General features: G+C 71.7%; 1 protein-coding gene (cut by a window edge). It reads left to right on the forward strand.

Going from position 1 to position 16,237, the window contains the following annotated elements; genetic code table 11:
- On the forward strand, positions 1–16,175 hold the 3' end of the coding sequence (locus AC07B0_RS07455) for a type I polyketide synthase (RefSeq protein ID WP_478897210.1). 18,148 nt of this gene lie to the left of the window's left edge; only the last 16,175 of its 34,323 coding nucleotides appear in the window; its start codon lies off the left edge, out of view; the stop codon is at positions 16,173–16,175.
- Positions 16,176–16,237: the final 62 nt, after the last annotated feature.

Consider the following 16,237-nt stretch of genomic DNA (forward strand, 5'->3'; position numbering starts at 1 on the left):
GGGTGGAGGCGCCGTTGTGGTGCCTGACGCGTGGTGCGGTGAGTGTGGGCCGGTCGGATCGTCTGGTGTCTGCGGTGCAGGCTCAGGTCTGGGGCCTGGGTCGGGTTGCGGCTCTCGAGGCTCCCGGCCGGTGGGGTGGTCTGGTGGACCTGCCCGAGGTGTGGGATGAGCGGGCCATGGGCCGTCTGGTCGGGGTGCTGGCCGGCGGTTCCGGTGAGGATCAGGTCGCGGTTCGTTCCTCCGGGGTCTTTGGGCGTCGTCTGGTCCGGGCTGCCGGTGGTGGCTCGGGTTCCTGGGCGCCGTCGGGGACCGTGCTGGTGACCGGTGGTACGGGTGCGCTGGGTGGGCGGGTCGCGCGTTGGCTGGCCGGAGCGGGCGCCGAGCGGCTGGTGCTGACCAGCCGCCGGGGCGCTGATGCTCCTGGTGCTGCCGAGCTGGTGGCGGAGCTGGCCGGGCAGGGTGTGGAGGTGTCGGTCGTCGCTTGCGACGTCTCCGACCGTGATGCCCTGCGGAAGCTGCTGGTTGCCGAGGCGGAGACGCTGACCGCTGTGGTCCACACGGCGGGTGTACTGGATGACGGCGTCCTCGACGCGCTGACGCCCGAGCGGTTCGAGAGTGTGTTGCGGGCGAAGGCGACGTCCGCCCTTAACCTGCACGAGCTGACCGTCGAGCTGGGTATCGAGCTCTCCGCATTCGTGTTGTTCTCGTCGATGAGTGGCATGGTGGGCGCGGCTGGTCAGGCCAACTACGCTGCCGCGAACGCCTATCTGGATGCTCTGGCTGAGCAGCGGCGTGCCGTCGGGCTGGCTGCGACCTCGCTCGCGTGGGGTCCGTGGGCCGAGGGTGGTATGGCCGCTGATGAGGCGATGGACGCGCGGATGCGGCGTGAGGGGCTGCCGCCGATGGCTCCCGATACGGCGATGGCTGTTCTGCGGCAGAGTGTGGCTTCGGCTACCGATGCGGTGGTGCTGGTCGCGGACGTGGACTGGGGGCGTTTCGGGCCGGCCTTCACGGTGGTGCGTCCCAGTGTTCTGTTCACGGAACTGGTCGAGTCCGGGCTGGCTGTTCCGGCTGCTGGTGTTGAGGTTGCCGGGTCGCCGGTGGGGCGGCTGGCCGGTCTTGGTGCGGCGGAGCTGGAGCGGGAGCTGCTCGCTCTGGTGCGTGCGCACGTTGCGGCGGTCCTGGGGCACGAGGGTTCGGAGGCGGTGGGTGCGGAGCGTGCGTTCAAGGAGCTGGGGTTCGACTCGCTGACCGCGGTGGAGCTGCGCAACCGGCTGGGTGCGGCCACGGGCGTGACCCTGCCGGCCACGTTGATCTTCGACTATCCGACGGCCTCCGCCCTTACCGCGTATCTGCGTGATGAACTGCTCGGCACGCGGGCTGAGGTCACGGGCCCGGTGACGACGGCGGTCGACGGTGACCCCATCGCGATCGTCGCGATGAGCTGCCGCTTCCCCGGCGGCGTACGGACCCCCGAGGACCTCTGGCACCTGCTGGCCACCGGCGGGGACGCCATCGGTGAATTCCCCGTAGACCGCGGCTGGGACTTGGACCGCCTGTACAACCCTGACCCTGATCAGCAGGGCACCTTCTACGCCCGCGAGGGCGGTTTCCTCTACGACGTGGCGGACTTCGACGCCGACTTCTTCGGCATCGCCCCTCGCGAGGCCCTGGCGATGGATCCGCAGCAGCGGCTGTTGCTGGAGACCACCTGGGAGGCGTTCGAGCGGGCCGGTATCGATCCCGCCACCGTGCGCGGCGAGCGGGTCGGCGTCTTCACCGGCACCAACGGCCAGGACTACCTCAACCTCGCGCTTGCCGCTCCCGACGGCATCGAGGGATTCGTCGGCACGGGCAACGCGGCGAGCGTCGTTTCCGGTCGCGTCAGCTACGTCCTCGGCCTGGAGGGCCCGGCGGTCACCGTCGACACCGCCTGCTCGTCCTCGCTGGTCGCCCTGCACCTGGCCGTTCAGGCGCTGCGGCAGGGCGAGTGCTCCATGGCGCTCGCCGGTGGCGTGACCGTCATGTCGTCGCCCGGGGCGTTCATCGACTTCAGCCGTCAGCGGGGTCTGGCGGAGGACGGCCGCATCAAGGCCTTCGCGGCCGGCGCCGACGGCACCGGCTGGGGCGAGGGTGTCGGCATGCTGCTCGTGCAGCGGCTGTCCGACGCGCGTCGCAACGGGCATCCGGTGCTGGCGGTGGTGCGGGGTTCTGCGATCAACCAGGACGGTGCGAGCAACGGCCTGACGGCTCCGAACGGTCCGTCGCAGCAGCGGGTCATCCGCCAGGCCCTGGCCAGCGCGGGACTGTCCCCGAAGGACGTGGACGCGGTCGAGGCGCATGGTACGGGTACCCGGCTAGGGGACCCGATCGAGGTCCAGGCGCTGCTGGCGACGTACGGGCAGGAGCGTTCCGCGGACCAGCCGCTGCTGCTGGGTTCGGTCAAGTCGAACATCGGACACACCCAGGCCGCGGCCGGTGTAGCCGGGATCATCAAGATGGTCATGGCGATGCGAGAGGGTCTGCTCCCGCAGACGCTTCACGTGGACGAGCCGACCCCGCATGTCGACTGGTCGGCGGGGGAGATCGCTCTGCTGACCGAGCAGCGTGCCTGGCCGGAGACCGGCCGTCCCCGCCGGGCGGGCATCTCCTCGTTCGGTTTCAGTGGTACCAACGCCCACACGATCATCGAGCAGGCACCGGACGTCGCAGACGTGGCTCCGGAGCGGCGCGGCGGTGTCGTCGTCCCGTGGGTGCTGTCCGCGAAGAACGAGACTGCCCTGCGGGTACAGGCCGCACGCCTGACGGCCAGGCTCGACGCCGACAAGGCGCTCGAACCCGCCGACGTCGCCTACTCGTTGGCCACGTCGAGGTCGACCCTCGAACACCGGGCCGTGGTCGTCGCGGGCGAACGGCACGAGTTCCTGGCCGCCCTGGAAGCCCTGGCCGCCGGTGAGCGAGCGGCAGGGCTGTCGCACGGCACGGCTTCCGACGGTGCATTGGCCTTCCTGTTCACCGGTCAGGGCAGTCAGCGCATCGGGATGGGCCGAGAACTGTACGACGCCTACCCGGTGTTCGCGGACGCGCTGGACGCGATCTGCGCCCGGATGGACGCACTCCTCGAACTACCCCTGATGGACGTGCTGTTCGACGGCGAACCTGACTCTCTGGATCGGACGGAGTACGCGCAGCCGGCGTTGTTCGCAGTCGAGGTGGCGCTGTTCCGTCTGGTGACGTCGTGGGGTGTACGCCCGGACTTCCTGTCGGGGCACTCCATCGGTGAGATCGCGGCCGCGCATGTGGCCGGGGTGTTGTCGCTGGAGGACGCGTGCACGTTGGTGGCGGCGCGTGGTCGGCTGATGCAGGCGTTGCCGTCCGGTGGGGTGATGGTTGCGGTGGAGGCTTCGGAGGACGAGGTCCTGCCGTTGCTGACCGGCCGGGTGAGCATCGCGGCGGTCAACGGACCGCGGTCGGTGGTGGTCGCGGGTGACGAGGACGCGGTGGCCGCGGTCGTCGAAGCGTTCGCGGACCGCAAGACGAAGCGGCTGGCGGTCAGTCACGCGTTCCATTCGCCGCACATGGACGGCATGTTGGAAGACTTCCGCCAGGTCGTGGAGGGATTGACCTTCGGCACCGCGAGCGTTCCCGTCGTGTCGAACCTGACTGGTTCCTTCGTCTCCGATGAGATGGGTTCGGCGGAGTTTTGGGTCCGGCACGTCCGCGAGGCCGTGCGATTCCTCGACGGTGTGCGCGCCCTTGAGGCCGCCGGCGTGACGACGTACGTCGAACTCGGCCCGGACGGCGTGCTGTCGGCGCTCGCTCAGGACTGCGTCGAGCACGACGCCGCCTTCGTTCCGCTGCTCCGCAAGGGTCGCCCGGAGACGGACGCCGCCGTTGCGGCGCTGGCGCAGGCTCATCTCCATGGGGTCACCGTCGACTGGGTGGCGTTCTTCGCCGGTTCGGGTGCACGTCGTGTCGATTTGCCGACGTACGCGTTCCAGCGGCAGCGGTACTGGCCCGGCGCGGCCGCGTTCGCCACGGGGGATCCGGAGGCGATCGGGCTCGGTGACGCGGGTCATCCGCTGCTGGGTGCGGCGGTCGCGCTCGCCGATTCCGAGGGTGTGCTCCTTGCCGGCCGGCTGTCGCTCGATACTCACCCCTGGCTGGTGGATCACATGATCCATGGCAGTGTGCTGCTGCCGGGTACGGCCTTTGTGGATCTGGCGGTGCGTGCTGGTGACCAGGTCGGTTGCGATGTGGTGGAGGAGCTGACGCTGGAGGCGCCGCTGGTGCTGCCGGAGCGGGGCGGTGTGCAGCTCCAGCTGGTGGTGGAGGCGGTTTCGGAGTCCGGGCGTCGGCCGTTCAGTGTGTACTCGCGTCGTCAGGACGGCGGGGTCGAGGAGCTGTGGACGCGTCACGGGTCCGGTGTGCTGGCGGTCGGGGCCCGGCCGGAGGCGGAGCTGGAGTTCGGCGAACTGGCGGCGTGGCCGCCGGCCGGCGCCGTACCGGTCGACATCACAGAGCTGTACGGGGAGCTGGCCGGGGACGGGATGGCCTACGGGCCGCTGTTCCAGGGGCTGAAGGCGGCCTGGCGTCGTGACACGGAACTGTTCACCGAGGTCGCGCTGCCGGACGACGGTCGCCGGGACGCGGCGCGGTTCGGTCTGCACCCGGCCCTGCTCGACGCGGGCCTCCACGCCATCGGCCACGGCGACGACGCGGGACGAGCCTCTTCCGGTCCGCTGCTTCCCTTCTCTTGGGCCGGCGTCTCGCTGTACGCGTCGGGTGCGTCGTCGATTCGCATGCGCCTGACCCCGAACTCCGCCGAAAGCTCGCACGGCTTCGCGCTGTTGGTCGCGGATGAGGCGGGGCGTCCGGTGGCGGCCGTGGAGTCGTTGATGCTCCGTCCGGCTTCCGCCGATCAGGTGCACGCGGCGGGTGGCGGTCATGTGGAGTCGCTCTTCCGCGTGGAGTGGACGCCCGGTGTGGTCGGTGCGGGCCTTGCTGCCGACGGCCTGCGGTGGGCGGTCCTGGGCCGCGACGAGATCGGTTTGCGTGCCACGGGTGCCGAGGTCGCGGAGTACCCGGATGCGGTCGCGCTCGGTGTGGCGTTGGCGGCGGGTGAGCCGGTGCCGGATGCGGTGTTCGTCGTGCCGTCGGCTGGCGTTGATGCCGGTGACGTGGTGGGTTCCGTGCATGCGGCGGTGAACGGTGCGCTTGCGGTGGTGCAGGAGTGGCTGGCTGATGAGCGGTTCGCCGGAACCCGGTTGGTGTGGGTGACCTCTGGTGCGGTGGCCGTCGAGGCCGGTGCTGGTGTCGGGGATCTTGCGGGGAGTGCGGTTCGCGGGCTGTTGCGTTCGGCGCAGTCGGAGAACCCGGGGCAGTTGTTCATGCTCGACCTGGACGGTGAGGAGGCGTCGCTCGCGGCGGTTCCTGCGGCGTTGGCGTCCGGGGAGCCGGAGTTGGCGATCCGGGGTGGTGTGGTCACCGTTCCGCGTCTGGTGCGTGTGGCTTCGTCGGACAGCAACTCGGAGCGGGCGACGGCTGTGCGCGGGGACGCGTCCGGGACGGTGCTCGTCACGGGTGCGACGGGTGGTCTGGGCCGGTTGTTCGCCCGTCATCTGGTGTCCGTCTACGGTGTGGAGCGTCTGCTGCTGACGAGTCGTCGGGGTCCGGCGGCGGACGGGGCTGCGGAGCTGGTTGCGGAGCTGCGTGGGCTGGGTGCTCATGCGGAGCTTGTGGCTTGTGACCTTGCGGACCGGGGGGCGTTGGCGGAGCTGCTGGCGGGGATTGCGGCTGAGTATCCGTTGACGGCCGTGGTGCACACGGCGGGGGTCTTGGACGATGGTGTGCTGGCTTCCCTCACCCCGGAGCGGGTGGCGGCGGTGTTGCGGCCGAAGGTGGATGCGGCGTGGAACCTGCATGAGCTGACGCGGGAGCTGGACCTGTCGGCTTTCGTGCTGTTCTCGGGTGCGGCGGCCGCGTTCGGTGCGGCCGGGCAGGCCAACTATGCTGCGGCGAACGCGTTCCTGGAGGCTCTGGCCGAACGCCGCCGGGCTGAGGGACTGGCTGCCACCTCCCTGGCCTGGGGCCTGTGGGCCCCCCAGGCAGGCGCCAGCGGCGACGGCGGCATGGCGGCGCGCCTCGACGAGGCCGACCTGCGGCGCATCGCCCGGGAAGGTGTCGGCGCACTGGCCGTCGAAGAGGGACTCTCGCTCTTCGACACCGCCATGACAGTGGACTCGGCGGTGCTCCTGCCGATGCACCTGGATCTCGCGGTCCTGCGCACGCAGGCCGCTTCCGCCGGTGCGACGCCGCCACTGCTGCGTGCCCTCGTACGGGTACCGGCACGCCGGACCGTCGAGCGGAGCGGCGGCGGCACGGACACGGGATCCCCCCTGACCGCCCGCCTGCTCGCCCTGCCTACGGCGGAGCGCGAGGGCGTACTGCTGGACTTGGTGGCCGAACGCGTCGCGGCGGTCCTCGGCCACACGGGTGCGGAGGCCGTCGACGCAGACCGCGCCTTCAAGGACCTCGGCTTCGACTCCCTCACCGCAGTGGAACTGCGGAACGCACTCAAGGCGGAGACCGGCCTCAGGCTCCCCCCGACCCTCGTCTTCGACTATCCGACACCGGCGGCGCTCGCCGGGCACCTGCTCAGCGAGCTGGCGGTGACCGTCGGCCAGGAGGAGGCGGTACGCGGCCTGCGGACGCCCGTCCGCTCTGCCACCGGCATCGGCACCGCCGTCGCCGACGACCCGATCGTGATCGTGGGCATGGGCTGCCGGTACCCCGGTGGGGTGCGGACGCCCGAGGACCTGTGGCAGCTCGTCGCCACGGGCGGCGACGGCATCACCGGCTTCCCCGCAGACCGGGGCTGGAACGTCGAGGAGCTGTACCACCCCGACCCCGACCACACGGGCACGACGTACACCCGTGAGGGCGGTTTCCTGCACGAGGCGGCCGAGTTCGATGCGGCGTTCTTCGGGATCTCGCCGCGTGAGGCCCTGGCGATGGACCCGCAGCAGCGGCTGTTGCTGGAGACCTCGTGGGAGGCGTTCGAGCGGGCCGGGATCGACCCGACCACCCTGCGCGGCAGCCGGACCGGCGTCTTCGCCGGCGTCATGTACCACGACTACGCGACCGGTATCGGAGACGGAACCGGAGGTGGGGACGAACTGCCCGAGGGCGTCGAGGGATACCTCGGCACCGGTACCTCCGGCAGCATCGCCTCGGGCCGCGTCTCGTACGCCTTCGGCCTGGAGGGCCCGGCGGTCACCGTCGACACGGCCTGCTCGTCGTCGCTGGTCGCCCTGCACTGGGCGATCCAGGCACTGCGGGGCGGCGAGTGCGACATGGCACTGGCCGGCGGTGTCACGGTGATGGCCACGCCGGGCACCTTCATCGACTTCAGCCGTCAGCGGGGCCTTTCTGCGGACGGCCGCTGCAAGTCCTTCGCCGCGGCTGCCGACGGCACGGGCTGGGCCGAGGGCGCGGGCATGCTGCTCGTGGAGCGGCAGTCGGACGCGATACGGAACGGCCACCCGATCCTGGCCGTGGTCCGCGGCTCGTCGGTCAACCAGGACGGTGCCAGCAATGGACTCACCGCTCCGAACGGCCCGTCGCAGCAGCGGGTCATCCGAGAGGCCCTGGCCGGGGCGGGACTTTCCCCGCTGGACGTGGACGCGGTGGAGGCGCACGGTACGGGCACCCGGCTCGGGGACCCGATCGAAGCGCAGGCGCTGCTGGCGACGTACGGGCAGGAGCGGCCGGAGGGCCGTCCGCTGCTGCTGGGGTCGATCAAGTCGAACATCGGGCACACGCAGGCCGCGGCCGGTGTCGCCGGGATCATCAAGATGGTCATGGCGATGCGGCACGGAGTGCTGCCGCAGACCCTGCACGTGGATGAGCCGTCGGCCCAGATCGACTGGGAGGCCGGTGACGTCCGCCTGCTGACGGAGGCGGTGGACTGGCCGGAGACCGGACGTCCGCGACGGGCGGGTGTCTCGTCCTTCGGTATCAGCGGGACGAACGCGCACACGATCATCGAGCAGCCGCCGGCCGTGGATGTGAGCGCTGAGCAGGCGCCGGCCGCGCAGTTGCCGGTGGTGCCCTGGGTGCTTTCGGCGAAGGGTGAAGACGCCCTTCGGGCGCAGGCGCGTGAGCTCCGGTCGGCTGTGCTGTCGGCGCCGGACCTGCGGGCGGTCGACGTCGCGTGGTCCTTGGCGACCGGACGTTCGACGTTCGAGGAGCGTGCGGCCGTGGTGGCCGCGGACCGTGAGGGTCTGCTGGCGGGCCTGGCCGCGCTGGCGGACGGCGGGACGACGACCACGCTGACCAAGGGTTCGCCGGTCGGTGGGAAGACGGCTTTCCTGTTCACGGGGCAGGGGAGTCAGCGGCTGGGGATGGGGCGTGAACTGTGTGCCGCCTACCCGGTGTTCGCGCAGGCTCTGGACGCGGTGTGCGAGCGGCTGGAACTGCCGCTGAAGGACGTGCTGTTCGGAGACGATGCCGAGCTGCTGAATCGGACGGAGTACGCGCAGCCGGCGTTGTTCGCGGTGGAGGTGGCGCTGTTCCGGCTGGTCGAGTCATGGGGTGTGAAGCCGGACTTCCTGTCGGGGCACTCCATCGGTGAGATCACGGCCGCGCACGTCGCGGGTGTGCTCACGCTGGAGGACGCGTGCACGCTGGTGGCGGCGCGCGGCCGGCTGATGCAGGCGCTGCCGGTGGGCGGGGTGATGGTCGCCGTGCAGGCGTCGGAGGACGAGGTCCTGCCGTTGCTGACCAACCGGGTGAGCATCGCCGCGATCAACGGGCCGACGTCGGTGGTGATCGCCGGTGACGAGGACGCGGTGACTGCGGTCGCGGAAGCGTTCGCGGACCGCAAGAGCAAGCGGCTGACCGTGAGCCACGCGTTCCATTCGCCTCACATGGACGGGATGCTGGACGACTTCCGTCAGGTGGCCGAGGGGCTGTCCTTCGCGGCCCCGCGTATTCCGGTCGTGTCGAACCTGACCGGTGCGCTCGTCTCCGACGAGATGGGCTCTGCGGACTTCTGGGTCCGCCACGTCCGCGAAGCTGTCCGCTTCCTTGACGGTGTGCGGGCCCTGGAGGCAGCCGGAGTGAGGACGTTCCTCGAACTCGGGCCGGACGGCGTGCTGTCCGCGCTCGCACAGGACTGCATCGAGCAGGACGCCGCCTTCGTGCCGGTGCTGCGGGCCGGTCGCGGTGAAGCGGAGACGGCTGTCACCGCTGTGGCCCTGGCACACGTGCGAGGTGTGGAGGTGAACTGGCAGGGGCTCTTCGCCGGTTCGGGCGCCGGGCGGGTGGAGCTGCCAACGTACGCCTTCCAGCGGCAGCGCTACTGGCTCCAGATGGCGGGTACGACGCGGAGCGGCGCCGCCGACGAGGTGGACTCCCGCTTCTGGGACGCGGTGGAGCGCGAGGACCTGGAGTCGCTAGCCGCCACCCTGGACATGGACGACGAGAACGCCTGGGGCACGGTCCTGCCGGCCCTGCCCGCTCTGTCGGCCTGGCGCCGTGGTCTGCGGACCCGGTCCGAGGTCGATGCCTGGCGCTACCAGGTGTCGTGGAAGCCGCTGTCGGATGCGGTCGCGTCCGGTGTACGGCTGTCCGGGGCGTGGATGGTCGTGTCTGCCGCGGGTGTGGATGACGCGGCGGTCGTGGACGCGCTGGCCGCGCGTGGCGCCGAGGTTCGGAGGACGGTGGTCGAGCCGGGTACGGATCGTGCCGCGCTGACTGAGCTGGTGACGGAAGCCGGCCCCGTCGAGGGGGTCGTGTCCCTTCTCGCACTGGACGAGGCCGCTGCGGTCGACCTGACAGTGGCACTGGTGCAGGCGGTTGGCGATGCCGGGGTACAGGCGCCGCTATGGTGCCTGACCCGTGGCGCGGTGAGCGTGGGCCGGTCCGACCGTCTGGTGTCTGCGGTGCAGGCTCAGGTCTGGGGCCTGGGTCGGGTTGCGGCTCTGGAGGCTCCCGGCCGGTGGGGTGGTCTGGTGGACCTGCCCGAGGTGTGGGACGAGCGGGCCATGGGCCGTCTGGTCGGGGTCCTGGCCGGCGGTTCCGGTGAGGATCAGATCGCTGTTCGTTCCTCCGGTGTGTTCGGGCGTCGTCTGGTCCGGGCTGCCGGGGGTGGCTCGGGCTCTTGGGCGCCGTCGGGGACGGTGCTGGTGACCGGTGGTACGGGTGCGCTGGGTGGTCGGGTCGCGCGTTGGCTGGCCGGGGCTGGGGCCGAGCGGCTGGTGCTGACCAGCCGCCGGGGCCCGGAGGCTCCCGGTGCTGCCGAGCTGGTCGCGGAGCTGTCGGAGCTCGGGGTGGAGGTGTCGGTGGTCGCCTGTGACGCCGCCGACCGTGATGCCCTGCGGATGCTGCTCGCGGCCGAGGCCGCCGGGCTCACGGCGGTCGTGCACACGGCTGGTGTGCTGGACGACGGCGTCCTCGACGCGTTGACGCCGGAGCGGTTCGAGAGCGTGTTGCTGGCGAAGGCGACGTCCGCCCTGAACCTGCACGAGCTGACTGTCGAGCTGGGTATCGAGCTCTCCGCGTTCGTGCTGTTCTCGTCGATGAGTGGCATGGTCGGTGCGGCAGGTCAGGCCAACTACGCTGCCGCGAACGCCTATCTGGATGCTCTGGCTGAGCAGCGGCGTGCCGTCGGGCTGGCTGCGACCTCGCTCGCGTGGGGTCCGTGGGCCGAGGGTGGTATGGCCGCTGATGAGGCGATGGACGCGCGGATGCGGCGTGAGGGGCTGCCGCCGATGGCTCCCGATACGGCGATGGCTGTTCTGCGGCAGAGTGTGGCTTCGGCTACCGATGCGGTGGTGCTGGTCGCGGACGTGGACTGGGGGCGTTTCGGGCCGGCCTTCACGGTGGTGCGTCCCAGTGTTCTCTTCGCTGAGCTGGTCGAGTCCGGGACGGTTGTTCCGGCTGCTGGTGTTGAGGTTGCCGGGTCGCCGGTGGGGCGGCTGGCCGGTCTTGGTGCGGCGGAGCTGGAGCGGGAGCTGCTCGCTCTGGTGCGTGTGCACGTTGCGGCGGTCCTGGGGCACGAGGGTTCGGAGGCGGTGGGTGCGGAGCGTGCGTTCAAGGAGCTGGGGTTCGACTCGCTGACCGCGGTGGAGCTGCGCAACCGGCTGGGTGCGGCCACGGGCGTGACCCTGCCGGCCACGTTGATCTTCGACTATCCGACGGCCTCCGCCCTTACCGCGTATCTGCGTGATGAACTGCTCGGCACGCGGGCTGAGGTCACGGGCCCGGTGACGACGGCGGTCGACGGTGACCCGATCGCGATCGTCGCGATGAGCTGCCGCTTCCCCGGCGGGGTACGGACCCCGGAGGACCTCTGGCACCTGCTGGCCACCGGCGGGGACGCCATCGGTGAATTCCCCGTAGACCGCGGCTGGGACTTGGACCGCCTGTACAACCCTGACCCTGATCAGCAGGGCACCTTCTACGCCCGCGAGGGCGGTTTCCTCTACGACGTGGCGGACTTCGACGCCGACTTCTTCGGGATCTCGCCGCGCGAGGCCCTGGCGATGGATCCGCAGCAGCGGCTGTTGCTGGAGACCACCTGGGAGGCGTTCGAGCGGGCGGGCATCGATCCCGCCACCGTGCGCGGCAGTCAGGCCGGCGTCTTCATCGGCACCAACGGCCAGGACTACGGAGCCATGCTCCAGGCCGTTCCGGACGGCATCGAGGGGTTCCTCGGTACGGGGAACGCGGCGAGCGTCGTGTCCGGGCGCCTCTCCTACGCGTTCGGACTGGAAGGTCCGGCCGTCACCGTCGACACGGCCTGCTCCGCGTCCCTGGTCGCGCTGCACTGGGCCGTCCAGGCGCTGCGCAACGGGGAGTGCTCCATGGCCCTCGCCGGCGGCGTGACCGTCATGTCGTCGCCCGGGGCGTTCATCGACTTCAGCCGCCAGCGGGGTCTGGCGGAGGACGGCCGCATCAAGGCCTTCGCGGCCGGCGCGGACGGCACCGGCTGGGGCGAGGGTGTCGGCATGCTGCTCGTGGAGCGGCTGTCGGACGCCCGCCGCAACGGACACCCGGTCCTCGCCGTCATCCGGGGTTCGGCGATCAACCAGGACGGTGCGAGCAACGGGCTCACCGCCCCCAACGGGCCCTCGCAGCAGCGCGTCATCCGGGCCGCTCTCGCCAGTGCCGGACTGTCGGCCGCCGAGGTCGACGCGGTCGAGGCCCACGGCACGGGCACGACCCTGGGCGACCCGATCGAGGCGCAGGCACTGTTGGCCACGTACGGCCAGGACCGGCCGGCCGACCAGCCGCTGTTCCTCGGGTCCGTCAAGTCGAACATCGGTCACACCCAGGCCGCGGCCGGTGTGGCCGGCGTGATCAAGATGGTGATGGCGATGCGGGAGGGGGTGCTTCCGCAGACGCTTCACGTGGATGAGCCGACCCCGCACGTGGACTGGTCGGCGGGGGAGATCGCCCTGCTGACCGAGCAGCGTGCCTGGCCGGAGACCGGCCGTCCGCGCCGGGCGGGCATCTCCTCGTTCGGTTTCAGTGGTACCAACGCCCACACGATCATCGAGCAGGCACCGGACGTCGCAGACGTGGTACCGGAGCGGCGCGGTGGTGTGGTGCCGTGGGTGCTGTCCGCGAAGAACGAGGCGGCTCTGCGGGTCCAGGCCGAACGCCTGACGGCCAGGCTCGCCGCCGACGTGGCGCTCGAACCCGTCGACGTCGCCTACTCTTTGGCGACGTCGAGGTCGGCCCTCGAACACCGGGCCGTGGTCGTCGCGGGCGAACGGGACGAGTTCCTGGCCGCCCTGGAAGCCCTGGCCGCCGGTCAGCAGGTTCCGGGGGTGGCGCAGGGCAGGGCGTCCGTCGGCGGGCTGGCCTTCCTGTTCACCGGGCAGGGCAGCCAGCGTCTCGGAATGGGCCGCGAACTGTACGACACCCACCCGGCGTTCACGGACGCGCTGGACGCGATCTGCGCCCGGATGGATGGCCTACTCGAACTGCCGCTGAGGGACGTGCTGTTCGGATCCGACGTGGATTCACTGAACGAGACGGCCTACACTCAGCCGGCCCTGTTCGCCATCGAGGTGGCCCTGTTCCGCCTGGTCGAGTCATGGGGCGTGACGCCGGACTTCCTGTCCGGGCATTCCATCGGTGAGATCGCCGCCGCACACGTCGCCGGAGTGCTGTCCCTGGACGACGCCTGCACGCTGGTGGCGGCCCGCGGTCGGCTGATGCAGGCGCTGCCGTCCGGTGGGGTGATGGTCGCGGTGGAGGCGTCGGAAGACGAGGTCCTGCCGCTGCTGACCGACCGGGTGAGCATCGCCGCCGTCAACGGCCCGCGATCGGTGGTCGTCGCGGGTGACGAGGACGCCGCACTGACGGTCGCGGAGTTCTTCGAGGTGCAGGGCCGCAAGACCAAGCGGCTGACGGTCAGTCACGCGTTCCATTCCCCGCACATGGACGGGATGCTGGCCGACTTCCGGAAGGTGGCCGAGGGGCTCGCCTACGAGGCCCCGCGCATTCCGGTCGTGTCGAACCTGACCGGTGCGCTCGTCTCCGACGAGATGGGCTCGGCGGACTTCTGGGTCCGCCACGTCCGCGAAGCGGTCCGCTTCCTTGACGGGATCCGGGCCCTGGAGGCCGCCGGGGTGACGACGTACGTGGAACTCGGCCCCGACGGGGTTCTGTCCGCGCTCGCGCAGGACTGCGTCACCGGCGAAGGTGCCGCTTTCGTGCCCCTGCTCCGCAAGGGCCGTCCCGAGGCCGAGGCGCTGATCGCCGCGCTCGGCAGGGCGCACACGCAGGGCGTCGGCGTCGACTGGGCCGCGTACTTCGCCGGTACCGGCGCACGGCGCGTCGACCTGCCGACGTACGCCTTCCAGCGCAAGCGCTACTGGCTGGAGGAGGCGCCCCGTCCGGCCGCGGACGCGACACAGTCGGTCGCCGGGCACGCCGACGCGGTGGACGCCCCGTTCTGGGACGCCGTCGACAACGCGGACCTCGCCGCCCTCACCGCCACCCTGGAGATCGACGCCGACCAGCCGCTGAGCGCCCTGCTGCCGGCGCTGTCCGCCTGGCGGCGGCAGCGCGCGGACCGGTCGGTCGTCGACGGCTGGCGCTACGAGGTCACCTGGAAGCAGCCGGCCGGCCCGGCCGCCGCCACCCGTCCCTCCGGGACCTGGCTCCTGGTCACCGCCGCGAGCGCCGACCTCGACGTCCCCGGCATCCCCGGGATCGCGGACGCGCTCCGGGCGCAGGGCGTGGACGTACGGGAGATCGTCCTGGACGCGGCCACGACCGACCGGGCCGACCTGGCCGACCGGCTGCGTACGGCGCTCGGCGGGGACCGCGCCGACGGCGTGCTGTCGCTGCTGGCGCTCGCCGAGGCTCCGCACCCGGCGCATCCGGCCGCCCCGGCCGGGCTGCTGCTCACCGGGACCCTCGTACAGACCCTCGGTGACGCCGACGTCGACGCGCCGCTGTGGTGCGTGACCGCCGGAGCCGTGGCGACCGGGCCCGGCGACCGGATCCGGAGTGCCGCGCAGGCGCAGGTCTGGGGACTCGGACGGGTGGTGGCCCTGGAGCACCCCGAGCGCTGGGGCGGTCTCGTCGACCTGCCCGCCACCGTGGACGGGCGCGCGCTCGACCAACTGCTCGCCGCACTCGGCGGAACCGAAGACGGAACCGGGCACGGAACCGGGCACGGCTACGAGGACCAGATCGCGGTGCGTTCCGCGGGAATCCTCGTCCGCCGGATCGGGCATGCCGCCGCCCCGGCCGCCACCGCCGGAAGCGGCGCGGCGGCGGAGCGTGCTCCCTGGCGGCCCCGCGGCACCGTCCTGGTCACCGGCGGTACGGGTGCGCTCGGCGCGCACGTGGCCCGCTGGCTCGCCGCGAACGGCGCCGAGCACCTGCTGCTGGCCGGCCGGCGCGGGCCGCTGGCGCCCGGCGCGGAGGCCCTGGTCGCGGAGCTCGCCGCGCTCGGAACGCGGGCCACGGCCGTCGCCTGCGACGTGACCGACCGGCAGTCCGTCGGCCGGCTCCTCGCCGGACTTCGCGACGACCCCTCCGTTCCGGCTCTGACCGCCGTCTTCCACACGGCGGGCGCCGGCCAGTTCGCGCCGCTCGCCGAGACCGGCCCGGACGACGTCGCCGCCGTCCTCGCTGCCAAGGTCGCGGGCGCCGAGCACCTCGACGAGCTGCTCGGCGACACGGAACTGGACGCCTTCGTCCTCTTCTCGTCGATCGCCGGGGTCTGGGGCAGCGGCGGCCAGGCCGCCTACGCCGCGGCCAACGCCCACCTCGACGCGCTGGCCCGGCGGCGCCGCGACCACGGCCTGACGGCGACCTCCGTCGCCTGGGGGCCGTGGGGCGGAGGCGGTCTCGTCGCCGACGACGAGGCGGCCGCCCAACTGCGCCGCCGCGGCCTGCCCGTGATGGCACCCGAGCTGTCGGTCACCGCGCTCCAGCAGGCGCTGGACGCGGACGACACGACCGTGACGGTCGCCGCCGTCGACTGGGACCTGTTCGTACCGGCCTTCACCGCCGCCCGCCCGCGCCCGCTGATCGCGGACCTCCCCGAGGTACGCCGCCTGTCGGCCGCGGAACAGCGAGGCGGCGACGGAGGCGACGACACCGCCGGCGCGGCGGACCGGCTGGCGGCCGAACTGCGGGGGATGAGCGCCGACGAGGCCGAACGGACCCTGCTCGGCCTGGTCCGTACGCACGTCGCCGCGGTCCTCGGACACGACGGGACCACCACCGTGGAAGCGGGCCGTGCCTTCAAGGAGCTGGGCTTCGACTCCCTCACCGCCGTCGAACTCCGCACCCGCCTCGGCTCCGCCACGGGACTGCGCCTGCCCGCCAGCCTCGTCTTCGACCACCCCACGCCCGCCGCCCTCGCCGCACACGTCCGGGCGGAACTCCTCGGCGAGGACGCGGCGCCCGCGCTCCCGGCCCTCGCCGAGATCGACAAGCTGGAGTTCCTCCTCTCGTCGGTCCCCGAGGACGATGCCGCCGAACGCGGCCGCGTGACGGCACGCCTCGAAGCGCTCCTGGCGAACTGGAACAGGACGGAACGGGCCGCGCAGGCCCCGCAGGACGAGGAAACAGCCATCGAATCGGCGTCCGCCGAGGACCTCTTCGACATCATCAACAACGAATTCGGAAAATCCTGACTGATGCCCGATCCGATGCCCGATCCGACTCCGGATCTGATTCCCCACCCGAATTCCCGTAT

This window comes from Streptomyces sp. NPDC044704 (assembly GCF_056433525.1).